This window comes from Caballeronia sp. KNU42 (assembly GCF_053760385.1).
In genome coordinates this window covers 2,494,245-2,521,218 of record NZ_CM132388.1, presented here as the reverse complement: position 1 = coordinate 2,521,218, position 26,974 = coordinate 2,494,245, and the positions used below count along the sequence as shown (strand labels likewise).

The window sequence follows — 26,974 nt, the reverse complement described above, 5'->3', positions numbered from 1 at the left end:
GGAGTTTAGCATGACCGACAACGAATACCTGACCCTCGCCGAGGCTGCGCTGGCGGCCATCGAGCGGGACGTGGACGGTCTTGAAGCTGATGTTGAATTCGAACGCAGCGGTAATGTTTTAACGCTCGAATTCGAGAACCGGACGAAGCTGATCATCAACTTGCAGCCGCCAATGCACGAGCTCTGGCTCGCAGCAAAGGCAGGTGGTTTTCACTATAAGTATGTGGATGGCGCGTGGCGCAACACGCGCGATGGCAGCGAGTTTTTCGAAGCGCTCAGCCAGTACGCAAGCGAACAAGCCGGCGAGCCGATCAGCTTTTCGGCTTGATTTGCCCTTCGGGCCCCGCGCCGCAGGAGCCCGAATCAAGACTTACTGTCCTTTGAACAGATTCATGATGTCCTGCTTTTCCTGCTCGCCGACCTGCGGCGCGGGCGCAGAAGGCGTCCCGCCGCTGACGTCTTCCGGCACGGCCTGACTCACACCGATCGTTGCCACGAATCCGTGACCCGGCGTCATGTCGTCGAAATAGAGTTCACCGCCTAGCGAGACCACATCGGGCGGCATGGTCGACTTGTATTCCGGCACGCCGCGCAACGCCCGGCTCATGTAGTCCATCCACACCGGCAACGCGAGACCGCCGCCCGTTTCCTTGTCACCGAGAGTGCGCGGCGAGTCGTACCCAATCCATGCGATAGCTACCAGCGAATGCTGGTATCCGGCGAACCACGCGTCGTGTGAGTCGTTCGTCGTGCCGGTCTTGCCAGCAAGATCGGTCCGCTTCAGCTGGTTCGTTCGCGCGCCCGTTCCGCGTTGCGCCACGCTTTGCAGCAGGCTGTTCATCACGTAGGCGTTGCGCGGCGTAATGGCGAGCGGCGCGGTGTCTGCGGCGATCAGCGGCTGCGGATGCGAGACCACGGCGCCGCGCGGGTCGGTGATATCGGCGATCAGGTAGGGGTTCACGCGGTATCCGCCGTTCGCGAACACCGAATAGCCCGTCGCCATTTGCAGCGGCGTGACCTGGCCTGCCCCGAGCGCCATCGGCAGATAGGCGGGCTGACGCGAGGCATCGAAGCCGAACTTCGTCACATAGCCTTGCGCATACTTCGGACCGATGTTGTTCAGGATCCGGATGGAGACCAGGTTCTTCGATTTCATCAGCGCGGTGCGCATGGGCATGGGGCCGTCGAAACCGCCGCCGTAGTTCTTCGGCTCCCATGCCTGGCCGCCGGTTTCGGCGGCGCTGAAGAACAGCGGCGCGTCGTTGATGATGGTCGCGGGGGACAAGCCCTTTTCCAGCGACGCCGAATAGATGAACGGCTTGAAGCTCGAACCCGGCTGGCGCCACGCCTGCGTGACGTGGTTGAACTTGTTCTTGTTGAAGTCGAAGCCGCCCACCAGCGCGCGGATCGCGCCGTCCTGCGGCACGACGGAAACAAACGCGCCTTCCACTTGCGGCAGTTGCGTGATGACCCAGGTGTCGTCGTCGTTTTTCATCAGGCGCACGATCGCGCCCGGCCGGATGCGCTGGTTCGGCTGCGCCCGCGTGCTTAGCGCGCTCGCGACAAAACGCAGATCGTTGCCTTGAACGACCGCCACGTTGCCATCGATGAAACTGGCCTTCACTTGCTTGGGGTTCGCCTCGGTGACGACGGCTGCGACGATCTCGCCGTTGTCGGGATGGTCAACCAGGGCGTCGTCGATAGCCTGCTCGCGATCGTCGGGGTCCGCAGGCAGATCGATATACGCTTCCGGCCCGCGATACCCGTGGCGGTGTTCATAGTCCATCAGGCCCTTGCGCACGGCGCGATACGCCGCGTCCTGATCGGCGGAATCGATGGTCGTCACCACGTTCAGGCCCAGCGTATAAGCCTCCTCGCGATATTGCGTGTACATCATCTGGCGCACCATTTCCGCCACGTACTCGGCGTGCACGCTGAACTCGCGCCCGGCGCCTTTCACCACCAGCGGTTGTTTCGCTGCGTCGTCATATTGCTGCTGCGTGATGTAATGCAGTTCCAGCATCCGTTCGAGGATGTACTGCTGGCGCACTTTCGCGCGTTTGGGATTGACGACCGGGTTGTACGCGGAGGGCGCTTTCGGCAAGCCGGCGAGCATGGCGGCTTCGGCAAGCGTGATGTCCTTCAGGTCCTTGCCGAAATAGACACGCGCGGCGCTCGCGAATCCATAGGCGCGCTGTCCCAGATAAATCTGGTTCATATAGACCTCGAGAATCTGGTCTTTCGTGAGCGCGCGCTCGATCTTGTAGGCGAGCAGCATCTCGTAGATCTTGCGGGTGTAGGTCTTCTCACTCGACAAGAAGAAATTTCGCGCGACCTGCATCGTGATCGTGCTTGCGCCCTGGGAAGCATGGCCGTTCGTCAACGCCACGGTGCCGGCGCGAAGGATGCCGGTCAGGTCGACACCGCCGTGATCGTAGAAACGCGCGTCTTCAATGGCGAGCACCGCCTTCTTGAGGTAATCCGGGACGTCCTGGATCCGCACGACGCTGCGCCGTTCTTCGCCGAATTCACCAATCAGCACGTGGTCCGCGGTGTAGACGCGCAGCGGTACTTTCGGGCGGTAGTCGGTGAGCGCTTCGAGCGACGGCAGATTGGGCTGGGCCACCACCAGTGCGTAACCGAGCACGAGCCCCGCGCTGATAATCAGCCCGACAATACAAATTAACAATCCGAGCAGAAGCCTGATCCAGAGCGGGCGAACACGCTTCGGGGACTCGGGACGACGCGACGGAGGGGACGACGGAGACTGAGATTGCATGGCACCACCAAAAAACGGTCCCGCGATTATAGCTGCCCAACTTTACGGCTTTCGTCTGGCTTACTTGGGGTGTTGCGCGCAGGGTTCGGCGGCACCTCTTTCGTCACGATAAGCGTTGACGGACTGAGACGGCGAACGTTTGCATCGCTTCTTTTGAACCCTTTCCACGCTTGTTTCATGCCCGCCCGCATCGGCGTTTTTTAAGCCCGTTCTCCTTTACGTTAGCCACTTGGACGAATGGTGGCAACTGGCGCCGCTGCTCACAATCGTTTCATTGCCAGCGCCCGAACGGTTCGGCGCGCGGCCTGAAAAAGAGAGGGTGAGCATGGGTACGGAAACACTTTTGCGCGGATCGGTCTTGACCGTTACGCGCCGGTTCGCGGCGGGTATCGACATTACCGAAGGGGCGTTGAGGCTGGCCGTTGTCAGCAAGCGGTTGCACGCGAACCGGCCAGTCTGCGTCGAGCGGCTGGAGGAGGTTCTGCTGGAACCGGGCGCGGTAATAGGCGGAGATTTGATCGACCGGATGGCTATCTCGGCGGCGTTGCAAGAAGTGTTTTCACGGCTGCCCGCGCGAGGCGCACTGCGCTCGCTGCGCTGTGCAATGGCGCTGCCGGCGTCGGCTACGCTCATCGCACGAGTGCCGCTCGCCCGGCTCACTCAGACAGGCCAAGTGTCCATTTCCGGAGTGGCGGGGCGCGATCTGCGCGGTTTGCTCGAGCCGGCGGTGCTGGCTGAAGCTGAACGCGTGTCGGGCATCGAACGTGGCGCGCTGGCGGTCGACTGGTCTATCCAGGCGCTCGAGGACGGCGGCGCTGAGGTAACGATTGCGGCCACTGGGCGGCAATACGTGGAGGCGCGCATGGAGACGGCAGCGAGCGCGAACATTGTGTTGAGCGCAATCGAGGGTGAACCGTGCGCGGCGCTGCGCGCCTTGCGTTATTCGGCCGCCATGGAGATTGATCCGCAGGAACGTTTCGTCGCTTGCTGGGTGGAAAGCGCGGGGCTGCATGCGTGGCTTGTGGGTGAGGACGGCGTGGAGAACGAGGTGCGTTATCCGGCGCCGGAGTATTCGAGCGCGACTGAAGCGCTGACCGATCTGGCCGGCGACGATCCAGACGTGCAATGGATTTATATCGGTGGAGACATTGACCTGCTCGATCGCGCAGGTGTTTCCATGTCCATGCTGGCCGGGCTGTTTGGCTGCCCGGTCATGCCGTTTGAGTGCGCGCCGTTCTGCAACGGCGCGCAACGGGTGGATGAGCGTCTCGCGCATTCGCCGCTGTTTGCTGTGGCAATGGGACTTGCACTGCGCGAGGTGATGCCATGAGCGCGGTCAGTTTGCATGCATTCAATCTGCTGCCGTACCGGTCGGGTGCGCGTCGTCGGGCTCGCAACCGGGCGCTGGCGGTGCTTGCGGGCGCGGGACTGGCCGGATGCGCTGCGGTCGGCGCAGTGGCGGGCTGGGACGCGCTGGAGCGGCTGCATATAGAAGAGAAGCGAGACTCGCTCGACGTGGCGCTGCGGAAATTGACTGCGCCGGTCGCAGAGCATGCGCGTCTGGTCGAGCGCCAGGCGCTGGAGCGGCGAGCACAGAGCGCCGCCGTGCCGATTGCCGAGCCGCGTGCACGGTTTCTTGGTCTGCTCGACGCGCTCGCTCGAGGTACGTCGCAGGGGAATGTCGGTTTGCAGCGGGTGACGCAGCGCGCGAGCGAGGTTGAACTCGCCGCCAGCGCGCCGGATTCGCATACCGCTGCCGCGTGGCTTAAAGCGCTTGAGAGCGTGACGGGCGTGCGAGCCGTGGAGATCGTGGAAATGCGCCGGCGGGTGGTTGCTGTGCAGCCCGCGGCCAAGGCAGTTCCGCCATCCGGCACGGTGAATTTGCCAGCCAAGACGAGCCCTTACGATTTCATCGCGGTCGTGCGTTGGACGCAAAGCGGCGCCGGGGAAATGGCGGCCAAGCTGCCGAAAGGCGCCAGACGTGAAGCGTCGTCGAAGCCGAAAGCCACCAGCCGGAGCACGCGATGAACCCGTTCACCAAATCCTCCCGTGGGTTGCAATCGACGCTGCTTCAGCCTCTCGATGCCTGGAGCAGTTATCGGATCGCAGTTACGGGCATCGTGGTCGCCGCGCTCGTGTTTACCGCGGGCGTGTGGCTGTGGCGTTCCTCCGATCTAAGCGGCACGGAGGCGAGCCGTTCGGCACTGCACGACGTGCAGCAACGCCTGGATCGGGCGCGAACGATGGCTGCCGAGTTACCCGCAATGCGCGCGAGTTCAGGCGATGGTGCGCCGCTAGCACGTTGGACCGTCGCGGACGCACTTCACGAGCTGACCGCGCTCGCCGCTCGGAGCGGTTTGCGGATCGGCACGATCGAACCGTCGGCACAGAAGGGCGAAGGGCTCGAGATCGAGCGTCCGCTGAAATTTCGCGCCGAAGGTTCGTTCGGCGAGATCCTGCGGTTTCTCGACGCGCTGGAAGGGCTGCCGAGACTCGTCGTTCCGGCAGATGTGCAATTGAAACGAGTAGCGAATGCGCTCTCACTGGAAGCGACGCTCCGAGTTTTCGAGGACCTTCCGGCGATCGCGCGACCGGAGCCGTCGCGCCGGGACGCGTTTGCTATCGACCCGTTTGGTGTGAAGAACGGCACCAGCGTGGGTGATGGCGGCGCGATGCTTCTCGTCGGCACTTTGCGTGCTCGGCGACGTGCGATGGCGCTGGTAGAGACGGCGGCGGGCGTCGATGGATTTCTGCCGGGTCAGATGATTGGCGGCGAGCGGCTTGGCAATGTCCGTTCGCGTTCGATCGAGCTCGGTCGCCCTGGCGGGGCCGTGCGGACGATAGGCTTCGTGGATGACCGGCCATGAGGACGCTGTTTTTTATGCGGTTGTTAAGCCGTTCGATGAGCGTGGTGGTTCGAGTTGCGCCTGAGGCCGCGATCGCGGGCCGGTTCTCGTTGCGCTGGCGAGTTTGCGTGTGTGGCATCACGACCGCCTTACTGCTGAGGGCTGTCACGGCCCAAGCGGCAATCGCGCCTTTGCCGCCCTTGCCCGAGCCGTTTCCCGAGACGCTGCCCACGGACCAGTTCGCAGTTGAGGTTCCCGAGGCCGTAGTTGCGCAAGCGCCCGATGAGGACACGGGCTGGCTGACACCAGCCACAACGTCCGCTACGCCCGCTCCAGCGCCCGCACCTGAAACCACGCCTGCGCTGGAAGGGCCGCCGACGCCTTTGCCGCCGATCGAGCGTATGAGCAGAGCGTCGGCGGAGCCTGCAGCCACGCCGCTCGACGACGGCAAACCGATCTCGCTGAACCTGAAAAATGCCGACTTGAGCGCCGTGCTGCAAACCTTCGCGAAGTTTTCGGGCGTCAACATTGTCGCGAGCGAGAAGATCCGCGGGGTGGTCTCGCTGAATCTCGTCGATGTGCCGTGGCGGCGCGCGTTCGACACGCTGCTCGACGTCCATGGCCTGGCAATGGAACGCCATGGCGAGGTCATCTGGGTTGCGCCGCTTGGCGAACTGGCGGCGCGCGAGCGCCTTCGCTACGAAGCGCACGCCCGTGCAGCCGATCTCGAGCCGCTCGGCAGCCGCACGTTCGTTCTGCGCTATCCGCGCGCCGACGACGTTCGCAAGCTCCTGACAGGTTCGGGCAGTCAGCGGGTGTTATCGAAGCGCGGTTCTGTCATGGCCGATGCCCGCACCAACCTGCTGTTCGTCACTGACCTGGAGGCCCGCATTGCGCAGATCGCAGAGCTGATCACGCGGATCGACCAGCCGACGCCTCAGGTGATGATCGAGGCGCGCATTGTGGAAGGCGATACCGGTTTTTCGCGGAATCTGGGTGTGAAACTATCGATGACGCCCACTGGCGACACCACCGCGCGTGGCCTTGTTGCGGGCGCAGACGGCGCGGTATTCGATTTATCGGCGCGGCCGATTGGCGGATTCGACGCCGCGACCGCCGGACTGACGCTATTTGCCGCACAGGCTACTCGCTTGCTGAACGTCGAGCTGAGCGCGCTCGAAAACGAGGGCCGTGGCGAGATAGTGTCGAGTCCCCGCGTGATCACGGCGGGTCGCGTGAAGGCGGTGGTCGAGCAGGGCACGGAATTGCCGTATCAGGCGAAAGTCGGCAATGGCGTGTCGGGCGTCCAGTTCCGCCGGGCCGCGCTGAAACTGGAAGTCGAACCCCAGATTACGCCGCATGGCCACGTCATCCTCGATCTCGATGTATCGAAGGACAGCGTCGGGGAGCAGACGGCAGCCGGTCCGGCGATCAACACCAAGCACGTCCAGACGCGCGTGGAGGTGGAGGACGGCGGCACGGTGGCAATCGGCGGGATATATTCCTCCGATGAGCGCGACGATGTCACGAGGGTCCCGCTGCTCGGTAAAATCCCGGTATTGGGCTGGCTTTTTCGTCACACCGCGCGCCGCAATTCGCGCAGCGAACTGGTCATTTTCATTACCCCGCATATCGTTCCGGCGCGTCTGTGAAGGCCGCCGGCAAGCCTTCCCGACTCGACAAAGCGGCCCTTTTGCCCTTAAGCTCCCGCACGAACGGGGCCAGAATCGGGACCGGAATCAATGCACAAGGAAGCGAGTTGGAAGCCGGGCAAGCGAACGTGAACGTATTTTTTGTCGGACTCATGGGGGCAGGCAAGACCACCGTGGGGCGGGCGGTCGCGCGCCGGTTACAGCGTTCTTTCATCGATTCCGACCACGAAATCGAGGCGCGCACAGGTGCGCGCATCCCAATCATCTGGGAGGTCGAAGGCGAGGAAGGCTTCCGGCAGCGCGAAGCGGATGTGATCGATGAGCTGTCGCGGCGCGAGAATATCGTGCTGGCAACCGGCGGTGGTGCGATTCTTCGGCCGGAGAACCGGGAACATCTGAAGAGTCGCGGGCTGGTGATCTACCTGCGCGCTACGCCGCACGAATTGTGGCAGCGCACGCGGCGCGATAAAAACCGGCCGCTGCTGCAGACCGACGACCCGCGCGGCAAGCTGGAATCGCTCTACAAGACGCGTGATCCGCTGTATCAGGAGTGCGCGCATTTCATCGTGGAAACCGGCCGGCCGACCGTAAATAACCTCGTCAACATGGTGTTGATGCAACTGGAGATGGCCGGCATCGCCAAGCCGGCTACGTCATAATGTCCGCCATGATTACCGTCAACGTCGAACTGGGCGATCGCGCCTACCCCATCCATATCGGCGCCGGCTTGATTGGCCGGACCGAACTGTACGCACCACATATTGCGGGCTCGTCGGTGGCCATTGTCACCAACACGACCGTCGACCCGCTCTATGGCGACGCGCTCCGCGCCGCCCTCGCGCCGCTCGGCAAGAAAGTCACGACCATCGTTCTGCCCGATGGCGAGGCGCACAAGAACCTCGAGACGCTCAACCAGATTTTCACCGCGCTGCTCGCCGAGCGCGCCGACCGCAAGACCACGCTGATTGCGCTGGGCGGCGGGGTGATCGGCGACATGACGGGTTTTGCCGCAGCGAGTTACATGCGCGGCGTGCCCTTTATCCAGGTGCCGACCACGCTGCTCGCGCAGGTCGATTCGTCGGTGGGCGGGAAGACGGGCATCAATCATCCGCTCGGCAAGAACATGATTGGCGCGTTTTATCAGCCACAGGCAGTTATCGCCGATATTGCAGCGCTTCAGACGCTGCCGCCGCGTGAACTCGCCGCGGGTATCGCGGAAGTGATCAAGACGGGCGCCATTGCCGACAGCGAATTCTTCGACTGGATCGAGGCGAACATCCCGGCTCTGAACGATTGCGATCCGACCGCGCTCACGCATGCGGTGAAGCGCTCGTGCGAGGTGAAGGCTTCGGTAGTCGCTGCCGACGAACGCGAAGGCGGTTTGCGCGCCATTCTCAATTTCGGCCACACGTTTGGTCATGCAATCGAGGCCGGCCTGGGTTACGGGGAATGGCTGCATGGCGAGGCAGTCGGTTGCGGCATGGTGATGGCGGCGGATCTGTCGGTGCGGCTCGGCCGGCTCGATGAAGCCTCACGTGAGCGCCTGACGCGGTCGATCGCCGCGGCGAAGCTTCCAGTCAAGGCGCCGGCACTTGGCGCGGACCGGTATATCGACTTGATGAAGGTCGACAAGAAAGCCGAAGCAGGTGAGATCAAATTCATCCTGCTCGAGCGATTCGGTCAAACAAAGATCACGGGTGCACCGGACGAGGCAGTGCGCGCAACGCTAGCGGCCAGCGTCTGAGCTTCTGAGGTCGGCAGAAGACCGTTGCGACGAAGTTGAGTCGCGAGGCGTCCCGGTTCATCAATGCTCCAAACGTCGTCCGCGATCACGGAAGCGAAGAACACCATCGCTTACGGCAACAGGTGAGCTGCAATAGATTCCAGATGTGGAAGCCACTCGCGGTGGCTTTTTCGACGCTCTTATAAGGCGCGGCCGTCGCCATGAAAAAGGCGACGGTGATTCGGAGCAGGTGCCAAGCCGAGAGAGATGAAAGATCCTGGCATCGCGCTGACACCCCTTGGCCCCCTGGCGCTGCACCGAAGCAAAGCCGTTGCCACGGAAAATACGACCAAGCCAAGACTCAAGCAAAAACAACGAAGCATCGATGATTCGGAGCAGCCGGTGAGCGACAAGACATTCGAGTTTTCCAGCATCACGCCGACGTCCTTCGCGCTCGAGGCACATCTCGCCCCGTATGCCGCGCATTCGGCCGAGTCGCGTGGCCGCCGCTTTGAAGAAAAACCGCCGGTTGCGCGCACCGAGTTCCAGCGCGACCGTGATCGTATTGTTCATTCCACCGCGTTCCGCCGGCTCGAATACAAGACGCAGGTTTTCGTGAATCACGAGGGCGACCTGTTCCGCACGCGCCTCACGCACAGCCTGGAAGTCGCGCAGATCGCCCGTTCCGTCGCGCGCAACCTGCGCGTGAACGAGGATCTGGTCGAAGCCATTTCGCTGGCGCACGATCTTGGCCATACGCCGTTCGGCCATGCCGGACAGGATGCACTGAATGAATGCATGCACGATCACGGCGGCTTCGAGCACAACCTGCAGAGTCTTGTGGTTGTCGATCAGCTCGAAGAACACTACGGTGCGTTCGATGGCCTGAATCTCTGCTTCGAAACCCGCGAAGGCATTCTCAAACACTGTTCACATGAAAACGCGCTGAAGCTTGGCGCGCTGGGCGAGCGGTTCCTGAATCGCAAGCAGCCGTCGATAGAAGCCCAGATTGCGAACGTAGCAGACGAAATCGCCTACAACAATCACGACGTCGACGACGGCCTGCGCTCCGGCCTGATCACGCTCGACCAACTGGCCGATGTCGCGTTGTGGCAGACGCACTACGAAGCGGCGCGCGGCGAATATCCGCATATTGAAGGGCGAAGACTGATTCACGAGACTATCCGCCGGATCATCAATACGCTGATCGTGGATCTGATCGAGTCGACAAGCGAGAACCTGGGGCGGTTGAATCCGCAATCGGTCGACGACGTGCGCGATGCACCGGCGCTGGTCATGCACAGCGCGGCAGTCGCCGCCCAGGCGACTGAACTCAAGCGCTTTCTCTACAAGAACCTGTATCGCCATTACCAGGTCATGCGGATGGCTAACAAAGCGGGGCGCGTGGTGAGCGGCCTTTTCAAGGCGTTCAACGACGACCCGCGCCTGTTGCCGCCGGCCTATCAGGCGCGTGGGCCGATCGCGGAGGAGTCCGCCAACGACCCCCGCGGCAGCGAGAGCGCATCCGGCAGCACCCAGGCGCGCCTGATCGCGCATTACATCGCGGGCATGACCGATCGTTACGCATTAAAAGAATATGGTCGTCTATTCGTCATAGACGACAATTAGAATCCCGCGTTCCAGACGCGTTTCGCGTTTGTCCCAATCAGAAAAACTCCGCCGGGGTTCAAGGAGAGGTTACTCATGAGTAGTCGCAAGTTGTTGGTCAGCGCCTTTTCCATTGCCGCTGTATTCGCCTTTGGCGCCAGTCAGGCACAGGCCGCCACTGAAATCCAGTTCTGGCACGCGATGGAATCTGCGCTCGGTGAACGCGTGAACGACATCGCAAACGATTTCAACGCGTCGCAAAGCGACTACAAGATCGTGCCGGTCTTCAAGGGCAGCTATGACCAGACGATGGCTGCAGGCATTGCCGCGTATCGAAGCGGCAACGCGCCGGCCATCCTGCAGGTGTACGAAGTGGGCACGGCCACGATGATCCAGGCCAAGAAGGCTGTCGTCCCGGTTTCGGACGTGTTCAAGCAAGCCGGCGAGCCGCTCGACGAAAAGGCGTTCGTGCCGACCATCGCGAGTTATTACAGCGACTCGAAGACTGGCCACCTGATTTCGATGCCGTTCAACAGCTCGACGCCTGTCCTCTATTACAACAAGGACGCGTTCAAGAAAGCCGGCATTGATCCGACCCAGCCGCCGAAAACCTGGGACGAACTCGAAGCCGATGCGAAAAAGCTGAAGGCGGCGGGCATTTGCGGTTATACGTCGGGCTGGCAGAGCTGGATTCAGTTGGAGAACTACAGCGCATGGCACGGCCAGCCGTTTGCATCGGAGAATAACGGTTTCGATGGCACCAACGCAGTGCTCGAATTCAACAAGCCGCTGCAGGTCGCGCACATCGAGCGCCTGCAGAACATGGCGAAGGACGGCACCTTCACGTATGTCGGCCGGAAGGACGAACCGGTATCGAAGTTCTACAGCGGCGATTGCGCCATCCTGACGAACTCGTCGGGCTCGCTTGCCAACATCAAGAAATACGCGAAGTTCAATTTCGGCACGGGCATGATGCCGTACGACCAGAGCGTGAAGGGCGCACCGCAAAACGCGATCATCGGCGGCGCGAGTCTTTGGGTTCTGTCGGGCAAGGATCCGGCTACGTACAAGGGTGTCGCCAAGTTCCTGGCTTACCTGAGCTCGCCGGCAGTTGCCGCCAAGTGGCATCAGGACACGGGTTATCTGCCGGTCACGACCGCCGCTTACGAGTTGACGCAAAAGCAGGGCTTCTATGAAAAGAATCCCGGCGCCGATACCGCCATCAAACAGATGCTGAACAAGCCGCCTCTGCCGTTCACGAAGGGCTTGCGTCTGGGCAACATGCCGCAGATCCGCACGATTGTTGATGAAGAGCTCGAGCAGGTCTGGGCGGGCAAGAAAACGCCGAAGGACGCGCTTGACTCGGCAGCATCGCGCGGCGACGAGCTGCTGCGCCGCTTCGAAAAGGCTGGGAACTAAACTCGCCATGGAAAAACGATCGCGGTTCAATACGAGCCTGCTGCCTTATCTGCTGGTCGCGCCGCAACTCGCCATCACCGCGCTCTTTTTCCTGTGGCCGGCCGGCGAGGCGCTGTGGCAGGCCACGCAGACCCAGGACGCGTTCGGTACATCGAGCGAGTTTGTCGGACTGGCGAATTTCAAGCAGATCTTCACCGATCCGCTTTACCTCTCGTCGTTCAATACGACCATCATCTTCTGCACGCTCGTCACCGTGTCGGGCCTGGTGATCTCGCTGCTGCTCGCCGCGTGTGCCGATCGGGTGACACGGGGCAGGAAGGTCTATCAGACGCTGTTGATCTGGCCGTACGCGGTTGCGCCGGCGATTGCCGCTGTGCTCTGGTCGTTCCTGTTCAATCCGAGCATCGGTTTGGTAACCTACGCGCTCGCGAAATACGGCATTGTCTGGAACCACGCGCTGAATGGTTCCCAGGCCATGTTCCTGGTCGTATTGGCGTCAGTGTGGAAGCAGGTCAGCTACAACTTCCTGTTCTTCTTCGCCGGACTGCAGGCTATTCCGCGTTCGCTGATCGAGGCGGCGGCCATTGACGGCGCCGGGCCGGTGCGGCGGTTCTTCGGGATCGCACTGCCGTTGCTCTCGCCGACCAGCTTCTTCCTGCTGACCGTGAACCTGGTCTACGCCTTCTTCGACACCTTCCCGGTCATCGATGCGGCCACCGGCGGCGGTCCCGCGCAGTCCACGAAAACGCTCATCTACAAAATCTTCGCCGAAGGCTTCCAGGGTCTCGATATCGGCAGTTCCGGCGCGCAGTCGGTCGTCCTGATGGTGATCGTGGTGGCGCTGACGGTCGTGCAATTCCGCTTCATTGAACGTCGGGTGCAGTACTCATGATCGAGAACCGTCGCGGTTTTGACCTGTTTTGCCACGCGGTGCTGATACTTGGCGTGGTGCTGGTCGTGTTTCCGGTGTACATCGCTTTCTGCGCGGCCACGATGAGCGAAGCGGAAGTATTCAGAGTGCCGCTTTCACTGATTCCGAGCACGCACTTGTTCGAAAACGTTACGAACATCTGGACGCACGGCAGCGGCAACGCGGCGGCGCCGTTCGGCCATATGCTGCTGAACAGCCTGGTCATGGCGCTCGTGATTTCGATCGGCAAGATCGCTATCTCGATGCTGTCGGCCTACGCCATTGTGTTCTTCCGCTTCCCGTTTAAAAACCTGGCCTTCTGGCTAATCTTCATCACGCTGATGCTGCCGGTGGAAGTGCGGATTTTTCCGACGGTCCAGGTCGTCTCATCGATGCACCTCAGCAACACGTACGCCGGCCTGACGTTGCCGCTGATTGCGTCGGCGACGGCGACGTTCCTGTTCCGCCAGTTCTTCATGACGCTGCCCGATGAGCTGATGGAGGCGGCGCGCATCGACGGCGCCGGAGCATTGCGGTTCTTGTGGGACGTAGTGCTGCCGCTGTCGAAGACGAACATTGCGGCGCTGTTCGTGATCACGTTCATCTACGGCTGGAACCAGTATTTGTGGCCGATCCTGATCACCAGCGACCAGTCGCTGCAAACGGCGGTGGTCGGCATCAAGAGCATGATCGCTTCCGGCGACACCGCGACCGAATGGCATCTGGTCATGACTGCAACGCTGCTGGCAATGTTGCCGCCGCTCGCGGTTGTACTGACGATGCAGCGCTGGTTCGTGCGCGGTCTCGTCGATTCCGAAAAATAACGGAGGCTCATTCAATGATCCTTGAAGTTGCTCAATTGCCGGTGAAGGCGGGCGAAGAGGCCGCGTTCGAAGCGGCGTTCGCTGAAGCCGAAAAGATCATCTCGGCGCAGCCGGGCTTTCTTTCGCACGAACTGGTGCGTGGCGCCGACGCGGACAATGGTTCGCGCTACGTGCTGCTGGTTCGGTGGGAGACGGTCGCGGCGCATGAGGAAGGTTTCCGCGGCTCGGCCGACTACCAGACGTGGCGCGAGTTGCTGCATAAATTCTATGAACCGGGTGTCGCGGTCGCGCATTTTGCGACGGTCGCGGGCGCCCTTAAATGAAGGCGGGTCGATGGCTGCACTAAGCCTTCAGGGCGTCAAGAAAACCTACGACAGCAAGCAGTTCGTCTTGCACGGCATCGACGTGGAAGTGACGGACGGCGAATTCGTCGTGATGGTCGGTCCGTCCGGCTGCGGGAAATCGACTTTGCTGCGCATGGTCGCGGGGCTGGAAAGCGTGTCCGAAGGGAAGATTTCCATCGGCGAGAAAGTGGTGAACACGCTCGAGCCGAAGGACCGGGACATCGCGATGGTGTTCCAGAACTATGCGCTGTATCCGCACATGAGCGTCGCGCAGAACATGGCGTACGCGTTGAAGATCGGCGGTGTCAGCAAATCGGAAATCGACCAGCGCGTTCAGAATGCCGCGAAGATCCTGGAGCTCGAACCGTTGCTCGCCCGCAAGCCGCGCGAGTTGTCCGGCGGCCAGCGGCAACGCGTGGCGATGGGCCGCGCAATCGTGCGCGAACCGGCCGTGTTCCTGTTCGACGAACCGCTGTCGAACCTCGACGCCAAGCTGCGCGTGCAAATGCGCCTGGAAATCCAGCGGCTGCACGCGCGTCTTGCAACCACGAGCCTGTATGTCACGCACGACCAGATCGAGGCAATGACGCTCGCGCAGCGCGTGATCGTGATGAATCGTGGCCGGGCCGAGCAGATCGGGCCGCCGACCGAAGTCTACGAGCGGCCGGCGACGGTGTTCGTGGCGAGTTTTATCGGCTCGCCGGCGATGAATCTGCTGGAAGGCCGTGTTTCGGACGACGGTTCGACCTTCGATGTCGCGGGTAACGGCCCACGCTTGCCGCTCACGGGCATGCAGTCGTTGCAGCAGGATCTGAAGGGCCGCGAGTGGGTGCTGGGCATTCGGCCGGAACACATGCTCCCGGAGCAGCAGGGCGCGCATGTCACGTTGACGGTCGATTCCTGCGAACTCCTCGGCGCGGATAATCTGGCGCATGGCCGTTGGGGCAAACACGACGTTGCTGCGCGTTTGCCGCACGAGCATCGTCCGGCGCGCGGCGAGGCGGTGGAAGTGGCGCTGCCGGCGCATCGGCTGCACATCTTCGATCCGGCGACGGGCTTGCGCGTTAATTAGAGGCTGAAAGAGGGTCCCAAGACATGAAAATCTGGCCTTATCCGCGCATCGTCGCGCATCGTGGCGGCGGAAAAGTCGCGCCGGAGAATACGCTCGATGGTATTGATACCGGTGCGCGGCTCGGTCTGAAAATGATCGAATTCGATGCGAAATTATCGGCGGATAACGTTGTGTTTTTGCTACACGATGACCTCGTCGACCGTACATCGAACGGGCGTGGCCTCGCAAAAAACCTTCGCTACGAGGAACTCGAGCAACTCGATGCCGGACGCTGGTTCGATCCGAGCTTCGCCGGCGCCCGCATGCCAACGCTCGCTCAGGTCGCGGAACGGTGTTTTGCACACGGATTGGCGGCGAATATCGAAATCAAGCCGTGCGCGGGGCGTGATGTTGAAACGGGCGTTTTAGTGGCGCAGGAGGCGGCGCGGCTATGGACGGGCACAGAACCGGCGCCGTTGTTGTCGTCGTTTTCCTACGCTGCGCTTGAGGCCGCCGCCGGGGCCGCGTCCGATCTGCCGCGCGGTTTGCTCTACGGAGCCGTTCCCGGCGACTGGCGCGCCCAGACCGCGGCGTTGTCGTGTGTATCGCTGCATGCCGATCACAAGACGCTGGACGAGCGTCTGGTCGCGGAGATCAAGGATTCCGGCTTGCGGATCCTGGCCTACACCGTCAATGACCCCGAGCGGGCGCGTGAACTCGCCGAATGGGGTGTGGATGCGATCTGTACGGACCGAATCGATGTAATCGGTGCCGATTTTCTGGACTGAGCGGGAACAGGCACGAGCGAACATGTAAAAAACGCGCGCCGGAAGCAATTCCGGCGCGCGTTTTTCATCGATACAAGCAAGCTGCTTATCGGGCTCGGGCCAGTAGTACGCCCGCCACCAGCGCCAAGCCGCCCACCAGGGCGATGGTTTGCCACGGTTTGTCGTGAATGTAGGTGTCCGCATCGGCCAGGGCCGTATTCGCGCGAGCGCGTAACGCGTCGTGCGTGTCGTTCAAACGTGCGCGTGCCGAATCCACGCTCTTGCTCAACTGAGCCCGCAGCGCGGCGACGTCGGCTGACGTGCCTTTCGACAGCGTTTCTTCAATCTCCGAAATCAGCGTGCGCAATTCGCCGCCGATGTCCTGCGCCGCGTCGCGGCTGTGACGCGAAATGCGGCGTGCACGGCGGCTGGTGGAGTTCCATGAATCTCCGAGGGCATCTCGCGTATTGGGGAATGCGTTCATAGGATCGCTCCGTCGATGGATGAATCGTGGATGGGCCGCGAAGTTGCGGAAAAATACTAGTTGAGCAAGTTGGATGCCGGTTCATCCGCGGCGTTCAACATTGCCCGTCCGAGCGTTGCAGCGCAAGCTTTTCAGAGAAAAGCAGAAAATCAGGAAAAGTAGAAACTGCCAGGACAGACTCGGAAAAATGTGTGCAGCGCGTCATATTTACAAGCACTGAAAAGACAAACGCCGTTGCGAGGATTCCTCACAACGGCGTTAGTTTCGTGTCTTGCTTTGACGGAACAACATAGAGAACAACGGAGGGCGGGCGGTGCTTATTACCGCCGCGTTCAAGTCTAGAACCGATATCCCACGTTCAAATACGTCACGATCGGGTTCAGCTTCAGCTTCGCTTCCGAATTCACGGTGAGCTGGCCGACCGGCGTCTGCGCCTGGGTTGTCAGCTTGGCGGTGGCGTGAAGCGGTATGAACGAGATGGAAAAACCTGCAAACCAATGATCGGTGAACGCGTATGTAAGGCCTGCATTAAACACGGGAGCCCACGAACTATCCGTCGATACGTCGGTCGGACCATGCAGCACGTTAGTTTCGAAGTCGGTATTCGTGATCTTTGCGTCGGTGAACGACACGTGCGTGACGCCAATGCCCACGTATGGACGGATCTTCGACTGCGGTTGCATGAAGTAGTACTTCAGCAGCAGAGTAGGGCTCCACTGTTTGGCTGAACCGAGCGTGCCGTATTGCGAATATGACTTTTCACCCTTCAAGTCGAACGAGGGCGGGATGCCGAGAACGAATTCACCGGCAATATGGTCCGTGACAAAGTAGCCTGCAGTGAAACCGGCGGTGTCGGCGTTTGAGAGGCTCGCACCGCTGTTGGGTATGTCAATGCCGACTGGCGATCCACCTACGCTCGTTTCCTTGAGCGGGCCGCTACTGGAAAGGGGAGCGAAATGGAACCAGCCGCCGGTAACGAAGAAAGTGTTAGCCGACTGTGCATGTGCTGCGCCAGACATGCACGCGAATGCGGCGACCCCCGTAACAACCCGTTTTATTTTCATTGAGTGCTCCTCCGAAAAAGCACGCTAATTATGAACAGAACATTTGAAACAAACCATGCTTCGACTCAGAGCGTTTTCCCTAAGAGGAATGCTGGCTCTAATTGGGTTAGCGCAGTGCCAGGCCCCTGATTTCCCCGGCTGAATACACGGGTTGATGCATGGGTTCACACATCCCTTCGCACGACTTGAACGAAAAATTTCAAGGTGGCCCAGAATGTGGCTTTGACGGACCGCCGGAATACCCGACCAACGCTCGACCAACGGACAATCCAGCATGGCACGGCTAGCACGACTCTACGTTCCCGAACAGCCGCAGCATGTCATCTTGCGCGGTCTGGACCAGCAGCCCGCTTTCGTCGAAGCTCCGGACTACGAGCTTTTCATCGAATGCCTGCGCACGGCCTCCCGCGATCACCATCTCGCCATCCACGCTTATGCGCTGATGCCAGGCGCGGTGCATCTCCTCGTCACTCCCCGCGATGAAGCCAGTCTCCCGAAAGCCATGCAGGCGGTCGGCCGGCGCTACGTCGCGCATTTCAATCGCCGGTATGCGCGTCGCGGCACCCTATGGGAAGGCCGCTACCGGGCGACGGTGATCGAAGGTGAAACCTACTTCCTGCTCGCGAGCCGCGTAGTCGAGATGGCGCCGGTGCATGCCGAACTCGCGGCCCTCCCGCAAGACTACAAATGGTCGAGCTACCGCCATCACATCGGCTTGACGCTCGACAGCCTCATTACCGATCACCCGCTGTACTGGAAGCTCGGCAACACGCCGTTCGAACGCCAGCGCGCCTATACGGAGCTATGTGAGCAGCCGCTCGACGAGCGCGAAGCCAACCGGCTGCTTCAGGCGACGCTCAAGGGCTGGGTGCTTGGCAGCGACTCCTACAGGGAGTGGGCCGGGCGCGCCGCCAACCGGCGCGTCTCACCGTTGCCTCGTGGCCGTCCTCGCAAGATTCGCGAGACTCCACAGACCCGTTAACGGCGTTTTCGCGCCGGAACTGAAGAATGACCGAAACGGCATGACAACAAAAATCGTCATGCCGTTTATTTTTTGCTGAATTTGATGTGGAACTAATAAAATGGGGCATTCGTGCACCAACTCGATAATAGGTGTCAGATCATCGGGTTTTGATTGCCAACTTTTTGATTCATCGCGTATATTTCGTTTTCCGGCAGTTCGTGACGCGTTGCGTCAATTTTGCTTGGCCGGCGTCGCGTTTTCCTCCCGGGTTCAAGGTCTTGGCCTGCCGGAGGCGCGAGCAACGCACATAACAACGCAACAACATGTTCAACGGCCGCCCGCGGCCCCCCACAGAACACGGTGACCCATGAACGATCAATTGCCGCCGACTCTCGGTTCCGCTCCCGCCGCGCAGGGCATGTACGACCCCGAGAACGAACACGACTCTTGTGGCGTCGGCTTCGTTGCGCACATCAAGGGCAAGAAGCGCCATGAAATCATCCAGCAGGGTCTGAAGATCCTCGAAAACCTCGACCATCGCGGCGCTGTCGGCGCCGACAAGCTGATGGGCGACGGCGCGGGCATCCTGATCCAGATCCCTGACGGGTTTTATCGTGAGGAAATGGCGAAGCAGGGCGTGACGCTGCCGCCGGAAGGCGAGTACGGCGTCGGCATGATCTTCTTGCCGAAGGAAAACGCGTCGCGTCTCGCGTGCGAGCAGGAGCTCGAGCGCACGGTGAAGGCCGAAGGTCAGCTCGTGCTCGGCTGGCGCGATGTGCCCGTCGACGCCACCATGCCCATTTCGCCGACGGTCAAGGCCAGCGAGCCGCTGATCCGGCAGATTTTTATCGGCCGGGGCAAGGACATTGTTGTGACCGATGCGCTCGAGCGGAAGCTGTACGTGATCCGCAAGACGGCCAGCCATCGGATTCAGGCGCTCAAGCTCAAGCACGGCAAGGAATACTTCGTGCCGTCGATGTCGGCGCGTACGGTCGTCTATAAGGGCCTGCTGCTGGCCGGTCAGGTTGGCGTGTATTACCGCGACCTGCAGGACGAACGCGCCGTCTCCGCACTCGCGCTCGTGCATCAGCGCTTCTCGACGAACACGTTCCCCGCGTGGGAACTCGCGCACCCGTACCGGATGATTGCGCACAACGGCGAAATCAACACGGTGAAGGGCAACGTCAACTGGCTGAACGCGCGGACCGGCGCGATCGCCAGCTACGTGCTGGGTGATGACCTGCCGAAGCTCTGGCCGCTGATCTATCCGGGTCAGTCGGATACGGCATCGTTCGATAACTGCCTCGAACTCCTGGTCATGGCGGGTTATCCGCTCGTCCACGCAATGATGATGATGATTCCCGAAGCATGGGAACAGCACACGCTGATGGACGACAACCGCCGCGCGTTCTACGAATATCACGCTGCCATGATGGAGCCGTGGGACGGCCCCGCCGCGATCGCGTTTACCGATGGCCGTCAGATCGGCGCCACGCTCGACCGTAACGGCCTGCGTCCGGCGCGCTACGTCATCACCGACGACGACCTCGTGATCCTCGCATCGGAATCGGGCGTATTGCCGGTGCCGGAATCGAAGATCGTGAAGAAGTGGCGTCTGCAGCCGGGCAAGATGTTCCTGATCGATATGGAGCAAGGCCGGATCATCGACGACAAGGAACTCAAGGACAACCTCGCGAACGGCAAGCCGTACAAGAGCTGGATTGACGCTGTGCGCATCAAGCTCGACGAGATCGAGCCGAAGGCCGAGGAAGTCGACACGCAGCGTCGCGAAGCGGCCGCTTTGCTGGACCGTCAGCAGGCGTTCGGCTACACGCAGGAAGACGTCAAGTTCCTGATGGCGCCCATGGCTCAGCTCGGCGAAGAAGCCGTCGGCTCGATGGGGAACGACTCGCCCCTCGCGGTGATGTCGAACAAGAACAAGACGCTGTATCACTACTTCAAGCAACTCTTCGCGCAGGTCACGAACCCGCCGATCGACCCGATCCGCGAGAACATGGTGATGTCGCTGGTGTCGTTCGTCGGTCCCAAGCCGAACCTGCTCGACACGACCAACATCAACCCGACGATGCGTCTCGAAGTCTCGCAGCCCGTGCTCGACTTCAAGGACATCGCGAAGATTCGCGCTATCGATAAATACACCGGCGGCAAGTTCAGCTCGTATGAACTGAGCATCTGCTATCCGGTGGCGTGGGGCAATGAAGGCGTCGAGGCGCGCCTCGCTTCGCTGTGCGCGGAAGCCGTGGATGCGGTCAAGTCCGGCTACAACATGCTGATCGTCTCCGATCGCAAAATGGATCGCGCCAACCTCGCCATTCCGGCGCTGCTCGCCACGTCCGCCATTCATACGCACCTCGTGCAGCACGGTCTGCGCACGAGTACCGGCCTGGTCGTGGAAACGGGCTCGGCGCGCGAGACGCATCACTTCGCGTTGCTCGCGGCGTACGGCGCGGAAGCCGTGCATCCGTACCTCGCGCTGGAAACGCTCGCTCAAATGGCCGAAGGCCTGAAGGGCGATCTTTCCGCCGATAAAGCCATCTACAACTACACGAAGGCGGTGGGCAAGGGCTTGTACAAGGTCATGTCGAAGATGGGCATTTCCACGTACATGTCGTATACCGGCGCGCAGATTTTCGAAGCAGTCGGGCTCTCCAGCGAACTCGTGGAGAAGTACTTCAAGGGCACGGCATCGAAGGTGGGTGGGATCAGCATTTTCGAAGTGGCCGAGGAAGCGATTCGTCTGCATCGTGAGGCGTTTGGCGAGAACCCCGTGCTCGCGACCATGCTCGATGCCGGCGGTGAATACGCGTATCGCGTGCGTGGTGAAGAGCATATGTGGACGCCGGATGCCATCGCCAAGTTGCAGCATTCCACGCGCAGCAACTCGTATCAGACGTACAAGGAATACGCGCACCTGATCAACGACCAGACGAAGCGTCACATGACGTTCCGTGGTTTGTTCGAGTTCAAGGTCGATCCCACGAAGGCGATTCCCCTGGACGAAGTGGAACCGGCGAAGGAAATCGTCAAGCGTTTTGCAACCGGCGCGATGTCGCTGGGTTCGATCAGCACCGAAGCTCATGCCACGCTGGCTGTGGCCATGAACCGTATCGGCGGGAAGTCGAACACGGGTGAAGGCGGCGAGGATGCGAACCGGTATCGCAACGAATTGCGCGGCATTCCGATCAAGAACGGCGACACGATGAAGTCCGTGATCGGCGAGGAAGTCGTCACGGACATTCCGTTGAAAGACGGTGACTCGCTGCGCTCGAAGATCAAGCAAGTGGCGTCCGGACGCTTCGGCGTGACGGCGGAGTACCTGTCTTCCGCTGATCAGATCCAGATCAAGATGGCGCAGGGCGCGAAGCCGGGCGAAGGCGGACAACTGCCGGGTCACAAGGTCAGCGAGTACATCGGCAAGCTGCGGTACTCGGTGCCAGGCGTGGGCCTTATTTCGCCGCCGCCGCATCACGATATTTATTCGATCGAAGATCTCGCGCAGCTTATTCACGATCTGAAGAACGTGAACTCGTCGTCGAGCGTGTCGGTGAAGCTGGTGTCGGAAGTGGGCGTTGGCACCGTTGCCGCCGGCGTTGCCAAGGCGAAGGCCGATCACGTCGTGATCGCGGGCCACGATGGCGGCACGGGCGCGTCGCCGTTGTCGTCGTTGAAGCACGCGGGAACGCCGTGGGAACTGGGTCTGGCCGAAACGCAGCAAACGCTGGTCCTCAACCGCCTTCGCGGCCGTATCCGCGTGCAGGCCGATGGCCAGATGAAGACCGGCCGCGACGTCGTGATCGGTGCGCTGCTCGGCGCCGATGAATTCGGTTTCGCGACCGCGCCGCTCGTCGTGCAGGGTTGCATCATGATGCGCAAGTGTCACCTGAACACGTGCCCGGTCGGCGTCGCGACGCAAGATCCGGTGCTGCGCGCCAAGTTCACGGGACAACCGGAACATGTGGTGAACTTCTTCTTCTTCATCGCCGAAGAAGTGCGCGAAATCATGGCGCAACTGGGCATCCGAAAGTTCGATGATCTGATCGGTCACGCCGAATTGCTCGATACGAAGAAGGGCGTCGAGCACTGGAAGGCGAAGGGGCTCGATTTCTCGAAGGTGTTCTATCAAGTCCCGAACGACGGCAGCATTGCGACGAAGCACGTTGAAACGCAAGATCATGCGCTCGAGAAGGCGCTGGATCATGTACTGATCGAGAAGTCGGCGGCGGCTATCGAGAAGGGCGAGCACGTCTCGTTCATCCAGCCGGTGCGCAACGTGAACCGCACGGTCGGCGCGATGTTGTCCGGCTTGATCGCACGGAAGTACGGTCACGACGGCTTGCCCGACGACTCGATTCATATCCAGTTGAAGGGTACGGCCGGGCAGAGTTTCGGCGCGTTCCTGGCGAAGGGCATCACGCTGGATCTCGTCGGCGATGGCAACGACTACGTCGGCAAGGGCTTGTCGGGCGGGCGCATCATCATTCGCCCGACTAACGACTTCCGCGGCAAGTCGGAGGAAAACATCATCTGCGGCAACACGGTGTTGTACGGCGCGATTGAAGGCGAAGCGTATTTCCGGGGCGTGGCGGGCGAGCGTTTCGCCGTGCGTAACTCGGGCGCAACGGCGGTCGTGGAAGGCACCGGGGACCACGGCTGCGAATACATGACCGGCGGCACGGTGGTCGTGCTCGGCGAAACCGGGCGCAACTTCGCGGCGGGCATGTCGGGCGGCGTGGCGTTTGTCTTCGATGCTGACGGCACCTTCGGCGGCAAGTGCAACAAGGCGATGGTCGCGCTCGATCCTGTCTTGCAGCAGGCAGAACAGGAACGCACAGTGGATCGGGCTTTGTGGCACACCGGCAAGACTGACGAAGCGTTGCTCAAGGACTTGATCGAGCAGCACTTCCAGTCCACCGGGTCGCCGCGTGCGAAGGCGTTGCTCGAGAACTGGGATGCGTCGCGTCGTCAATTCGTGAAGGTATTCCCGACTGAGTACAAGCGTGCGCTTGGCGAGTTGGGCGCGAAGAAATCGAAGGATGCGATAGCGGCTTGAGTCTTCCGCTGAACCTGATCTAGTACGGCCCTTCGGCGTCAAACGTCGAAGGGTGGATTAACCCCCAATACAGAGAAAGAGAACCATATGGGCAAGGCAACCGGTTTTCTCGAGTTCGAGCGCCAGCATGAGACGTACGAAGCGCCGCTCGCTCGCGTCAAGCATTACAAGGAATTCGTTCACGCACTGTCGGACGAGAACGCGAAGATCCAGGGCGCGCGCTGCATGGATTGCGGCATTCCGTTCTGCAACAACGGCTGTCCGGTGAACAACATCATTCCGGACTTCAACGATCTGGTGTTCCAGCAAAACTGGAAGACGGCCATTGACGTGTTGCATTCGACGAACAACTTCCCGGAGTTCACCGGACGCATTTGTCCGGCGCCGTGTGAAACCGCGTGCACGCTTGGCATCAACGATGATCCGGTCGGCATCAAGTCGATCGAACACGCGATCATCGATAAAGCCTGGGCCGAAGGCTGGGTCGCGCCGTTGCCGTCGAAGCACAAGACCGGGAAGAAGGTGGCTGTGGTTGGATCGGGCCCTGCCGGATTGGCCGCTGCGCAGCAACTCGCGCGCGCTGGGCATGACGTGACGGTGTTCGAGAAGAACGATCGGATTGGCGGATTGCTGCGTTATGGCATCCCCGATTTCAAGCTCGAAAAGTGGCTGATCGATCGCCGCATGCGGCAGATGGAAGCCGAAGGCGTGGCGTTCCGGACGAATGTGTTTATCGGTAAAGATCCGTTGCCGGGGCATATTGCGAATTCATCGCGTGAAACCATTTCACCCGATGAGTTGCGTGAGCAATTCGACGCTGTCGTGATCGCGGGCGGTTCGGAAACGCCGCGTGATTTGCCAGTGCCTGGACGTGAAATGCAAGGCATCCACTACGCGATGGAATTCCTGCCGCTGCAGAACAAGGTCAATGCCGGTGATACGGTCGTTGATCAGTTGATTGCGAAGGGCAAGCATGTTGTGGTGATCGGTGGTGGCGATACGGGTTCGGATTGTGTAGGGACGTCGAATCGGCATGGTGCGAAGAGTGTGACGCAGTTCGAGTTGCTGTCGCAGCCGCCTGAAGTCGAGAACAAGCCGCTCGTCTGGCCGTACTGGCCGATCAAGTTGCGTACATCGTCGTCGCATGAGGAAGGCTGCGAGCGCGATTGGTCGGTGGCGACCAAGCGCTTCGAAGGCAAGAACGGCAAGGTTGAAAAACTGATCGCCGTGCGCGTGGAGTGGAAGGACGGGAAGATGCAGGAAGTGGCGGGATCGGAGTTTGAAATGAAAGCCGATCTGGTGCTGCTCGCGATGGGCTTTACGCAACCGACATCGCCGGTTCTTGAAGCGTTCGGCGTGGATAAAGACGCGCGCGGGAATGTGAAGGCATCGACCGAAGGGGAGAAGGCTTATTTCACATCGGTGCCGAAGGTGTTCACCGCAGGCGATATGCGGCGTGGGCAGTCGCTGGTTGTGTGGGCGATTCGTGAAGGACGGCAATGCGCACGGTCGGTGGATGCGTTTTTGATGGGGTGTAGCGATTTGCCGCGATAGGATTTTTTTGCATGGATGATTGTTGAAAAACCGGGCTTGAAGTTTGAGCCCGGTTTTTTAATGGTGGATCGATACCGACGACGGGACGAAAATCCTAGAGGGCCATGAAAGTGCATAATTGATTTGTACGGCAGATTGCCGTATCATGAGTAATCTTGGAGGTTTTTATCATGCCCACTGCCATTTCTACTGCTCGCCTCGAAGCCCGAATCAGTACTGATTTGCACGCAATGCTCAAGCGTGCGGCAGAGTTGCAGGGGCGCACAATGACCGACTTCGTTGTATCGGCCGTACAAGACGCTGCCCAGCGCGCGATCGAGCAAGCGGATGTCATGCGACTCTCACTTGCTGATCAAGAGTGTTTCGCTCTGGCGCTGCTCTCACCGCCAGAACCTGTTCCTGCGCTCCGACGAGCATTCGCCCGGCGTCAGAAACTTTTGCGAACTGAATGAGTTCCGCACCCTACAGCGTTATGGCGCTTGATGCAGTTCACGAGCGAGCATCTTTCAGCAGCGAATCGGAACCGCTGAATCGCTACTTTCAACAGCAGGTTACTCAGGATATCCGCCGCAGAGTTGCTGCTTGCTTTGTGGCGATTACTGATGAGCAACAAGTTGCTGGCTACTACACCCTCGCGGCAACAAGTCTGCTTCTGGCTGAATTGCCGGCGAATGTCGGGAAGAAACTGCCTCGCTATCCCAGCGTGCCAGCTATCAGAATGGGGCGCTTGGCGGTCGATCAAGCGTTTCAGAGACAGGGCCTTGGCGGTGCTTTGCTGGCCGATGCCTTCGCACGATCTGTTCGATCGGAGATTGCGGCGTTCGCACTGGTTGTGGACGCTAAACATGAATTGGCTGCAAGGTTCTACTTGCATCATGGATTCGTGGCTTTACCCAGCAGTCCATTGTGCTTGTTTCTGCCACTTGCAACCGCACGCCGAGTGATGTAACGCTTGTGGGGGAGCAATAGTCTCGGGACCTTCCTCGATGCACTTACTGTTTCCGTTCCCATCCCCCGCTATTGCGACTTCTCCGATAGCCTCGCCATAGCCCTCAGCGCATGCTCATGCCCTCACATTTTCAGGGGCATGGAATGACCAAGATCAAGCGATTGTCCAGCGGCGCGTTCTTATTTGCGGCGTTCGTTTCACTCACCGCGTCGGCTGAAACCACCGGTCACGGGTGGACCTACGAAGGCGAACACGGACCTGCCCACTGGGGCGCCATGGGCGAAGCCTTCCACGCTTGCGAAAGCGGCCGCGCCGAGTCGCCAATCGACATCGAGAAGGCAAAGAAAGCGCCCGCCGACATGCCCCGCCTGAAGATCAAGTACCAGCCCCTTCCCATCGATATCATCAACACCGGTCACGCCGTTCAATTCAACGCGACGCCGGGTACCGAGAGCATCACCCTCGGCGATCAAGCTTATCAACTCGTTCAGTTCCACTTCCATTCGCCGGGTGAAGAGCGCTTTGCCGGCAAAGACAGCGTGATGGACGCTCACCTCGTCCACCGTTCAGAAGACGGCAAGCTTCTCGTTTTGGCCGTTCAATTCCAGATAGGCGATCAACCCAACCCGGTCATCCAGACGATGCTTGACCGCATCCCGAAGGAGAAGGGGGCCGAGTTCAAGGTGAATGCTGTGATGGTGAATCCGCTCGACCTGTTGCCTAAACAAATGAGCTATTACACGTACAGCGGTTCGCTGACGACGCCGCCTTGTTCGGAAGGCGTGACGTGGATCGAGTTCAAGGAGCGGGTGAGCATTACCCAGCACCAACTCGATGCCATGCAGCGCTTCTATCACGGCAATCAACGCCCGGTGCAAGCGTTGAACGGACGTGAAATCTGGGAAGTAGAGTGATCTGACAGCGCTAAGAGATCGCCTGTTGAAAGGCGACGTGCTGTGAGACGA

General features: G+C 60.6%; 23 protein-coding genes. 20 read left to right on the top strand and 3 right to left on the bottom strand.

Annotated elements, in window-relative coordinates; all coding sequences use genetic code 11:
* The first annotated feature begins 10 nt into the window (after nucleotides 1–10).
* Nucleotides 11–328: an iron donor protein CyaY gene (gene cyaY / locus ACSOSP_RS11290; protein ID WP_455306572.1), complete on the top strand. Its 318-nt coding sequence runs from the start codon at nucleotides 11–13 to the stop codon at nucleotides 326–328.
* A 42-nt stretch (nucleotides 329–370) separates the two neighbouring features.
* Here the strand turns inward: cyaY and ACSOSP_RS11285 are convergent, their stop codons facing one another.
* Nucleotides 371–2,779, bottom strand: coding sequence for a penicillin-binding protein 1A (locus ACSOSP_RS11285; protein WP_455306570.1), 2,409 nt, complete (start codon nucleotides 2,777–2,779; stop codon nucleotides 371–373).
* Between the two features lie 325 nt (nucleotides 2,780–3,104).
* Between ACSOSP_RS11285 and pilM the strand changes: the two genes are divergently transcribed.
* From pilM to ugpQ, 13 genes are all read left to right on the top strand, one after another.
* Entirely contained in the window at nucleotides 3,105–4,109 is a 1,005-nt protein-coding gene (gene pilM / locus ACSOSP_RS11280) for a type IV pilus biogenesis protein PilM (protein ID WP_455306568.1), read from the top strand.
* Nucleotides 4,106–4,807, top strand: coding sequence for a fimbrial assembly family protein (locus tag ACSOSP_RS11275; protein WP_455306566.1), 702 nt, complete (start codon nucleotides 4,106–4,108; stop codon nucleotides 4,805–4,807). Before pilM ends, ACSOSP_RS11275 begins: the two co-directional genes overlap by 4 nt.
* Nucleotides 4,804–5,646, top strand: coding sequence for a type 4a pilus biogenesis protein PilO (locus ACSOSP_RS11270; protein WP_455306565.1), 843 nt, complete (start codon nucleotides 4,804–4,806; stop codon nucleotides 5,644–5,646). The genes ACSOSP_RS11275 and ACSOSP_RS11270 overlap by 4 nt, the downstream gene beginning before the upstream one ends.
* Before the next feature lie 35 nt (nucleotides 5,647–5,681).
* Nucleotides 5,682–7,277 carry a type IV pilus secretin PilQ gene (locus ACSOSP_RS11265; protein ID WP_455310931.1) on the top strand — a complete coding sequence of 532 codons (1,596 nt, stop codon included), beginning with the start codon at nucleotides 5,682–5,684 and terminating at the stop codon, nucleotides 7,275–7,277.
* 152 nt (nucleotides 7,278–7,429) lie between these two features.
* Nucleotides 7,430–7,936, top strand: a complete 507-nt coding sequence (locus ACSOSP_RS11260; RefSeq protein WP_455310930.1) for a shikimate kinase — start codon at nucleotides 7,430–7,432, stop codon at nucleotides 7,934–7,936.
* 8 nt (nucleotides 7,937–7,944) lie between these two features.
* Complete coding sequence (aroB, locus tag ACSOSP_RS11255; protein ID WP_455310928.1) at nucleotides 7,945–9,021, top strand: 3-dehydroquinate synthase; 1,077 nt, start codon at nucleotides 7,945–7,947, stop codon at nucleotides 9,019–9,021.
* Nucleotides 9,022–9,381: 360 nt separating this feature from the next.
* Entirely contained in the window at nucleotides 9,382–10,629 is a 1,248-nt protein-coding gene (locus ACSOSP_RS11250) for a deoxyguanosinetriphosphate triphosphohydrolase (protein ID WP_455310927.1), read from the top strand.
* Between the two features lie 75 nt (nucleotides 10,630–10,704).
* Nucleotides 10,705–12,027, top strand: coding sequence for a sn-glycerol-3-phosphate ABC transporter substrate-binding protein UgpB (gene ugpB / locus ACSOSP_RS11245; protein ID WP_455306564.1), 1,323 nt, complete (start codon nucleotides 10,705–10,707; stop codon nucleotides 12,025–12,027).
* Between the two features lie 7 nt (nucleotides 12,028–12,034).
* Nucleotides 12,035–12,919: a sn-glycerol-3-phosphate ABC transporter permease UgpA gene (ugpA, locus tag ACSOSP_RS11240; RefSeq protein WP_455306562.1), complete on the top strand. Its 885-nt coding sequence runs from the start codon at nucleotides 12,035–12,037 to the stop codon at nucleotides 12,917–12,919.
* Nucleotides 12,916–13,761, top strand: coding sequence for a sn-glycerol-3-phosphate ABC transporter permease UgpE (ugpE, locus tag ACSOSP_RS11235; protein WP_455306560.1), 846 nt, complete (start codon nucleotides 12,916–12,918; stop codon nucleotides 13,759–13,761). The genes ugpA and ugpE overlap by 4 nt, the downstream gene beginning before the upstream one ends.
* A 14-nt stretch (nucleotides 13,762–13,775) precedes the next feature.
* Entirely contained in the window at nucleotides 13,776–14,084 is a 309-nt protein-coding gene (locus ACSOSP_RS11230; protein ID WP_455306558.1) for an antibiotic biosynthesis monooxygenase family protein, read from the top strand.
* 10 nt (nucleotides 14,085–14,094) lie between these two features.
* The gene (locus ACSOSP_RS11225; protein ID WP_455306556.1) at nucleotides 14,095–15,177 is read left to right on the top strand and encodes a sn-glycerol-3-phosphate import ATP-binding protein UgpC; all 1,083 of its coding nucleotides are present in this window, start codon (nucleotides 14,095–14,097) and stop codon (nucleotides 15,175–15,177) included.
* Nucleotides 15,178–15,200: 23 nt separating this feature from the next.
* On the top strand, nucleotides 15,201–15,944 hold the full coding sequence (gene ugpQ / locus ACSOSP_RS11220) for a glycerophosphodiester phosphodiesterase (protein WP_455306554.1): 744 nt from the start codon (nucleotides 15,201–15,203) through the stop codon (nucleotides 15,942–15,944).
* 85 nt (nucleotides 15,945–16,029) lie between these two features.
* Here the strand turns inward: ugpQ and ACSOSP_RS11215 are convergent, their stop codons facing one another.
* Together ACSOSP_RS11215 and ACSOSP_RS11210 are read right to left on the bottom strand one after the other, a co-directional pair.
* A complete protein-coding gene (locus tag ACSOSP_RS11215) occupies nucleotides 16,030–16,407 on the bottom strand; it encodes a DUF883 family protein (protein ID WP_455306552.1) in 378 nt (125 codons plus the stop codon).
* A 338-nt stretch (nucleotides 16,408–16,745) separates the two neighbouring features.
* Nucleotides 16,746–17,471: an OmpW/AlkL family protein gene (locus ACSOSP_RS11210; protein WP_455306550.1), complete on the bottom strand. Its 726-nt coding sequence runs from the start codon at nucleotides 17,469–17,471 to the stop codon at nucleotides 16,746–16,748.
* 274 nt (nucleotides 17,472–17,745) lie between these two features.
* Between ACSOSP_RS11210 and ACSOSP_RS11205 the strand changes: the two genes are divergently transcribed.
* The 6 genes from ACSOSP_RS11205 to ACSOSP_RS11180 all read left to right on the top strand — a co-directional run bounded on the left by ACSOSP_RS11205 (nucleotide 17,746) and on the right by ACSOSP_RS11180 (nucleotide 26,923).
* Complete coding sequence (locus ACSOSP_RS11205; RefSeq protein ID WP_299713393.1) at nucleotides 17,746–18,453, top strand: transposase; 708 nt, start codon at nucleotides 17,746–17,748, stop codon at nucleotides 18,451–18,453.
* A 349-nt stretch (nucleotides 18,454–18,802) separates the two neighbouring features.
* On the top strand, nucleotides 18,803–23,506 hold the full coding sequence (locus ACSOSP_RS11200) for a glutamate synthase-related protein (RefSeq protein ID WP_455306548.1): 4,704 nt from the start codon (nucleotides 18,803–18,805) through the stop codon (nucleotides 23,504–23,506).
* An 87-nt stretch (nucleotides 23,507–23,593) separates the two neighbouring features.
* A complete protein-coding gene (locus tag ACSOSP_RS11195) occupies nucleotides 23,594–25,060 on the top strand; it encodes a glutamate synthase subunit beta (protein ID WP_455306546.1) in 1,467 nt (488 codons plus the stop codon).
* 170 nt (nucleotides 25,061–25,230) lie between these two features.
* Nucleotides 25,231–25,512: a type II toxin-antitoxin system TacA family antitoxin gene (locus ACSOSP_RS11190; protein ID WP_455306544.1), complete on the top strand. Its 282-nt coding sequence runs from the start codon at nucleotides 25,231–25,233 to the stop codon at nucleotides 25,510–25,512.
* A complete protein-coding gene (locus ACSOSP_RS11185; RefSeq protein ID WP_455306542.1) occupies nucleotides 25,509–26,009 on the top strand; it encodes a GNAT family N-acetyltransferase in 501 nt (166 codons plus the stop codon). Before ACSOSP_RS11190 ends, ACSOSP_RS11185 begins: the two co-directional genes overlap by 4 nt.
* A 143-nt stretch (nucleotides 26,010–26,152) precedes the next feature.
* Entirely contained in the window at nucleotides 26,153–26,923 is a 771-nt protein-coding gene (locus tag ACSOSP_RS11180) for a carbonic anhydrase (RefSeq protein ID WP_455306540.1), read from the top strand.
* Nucleotides 26,924–26,974 lie beyond the last annotated feature (51 nt).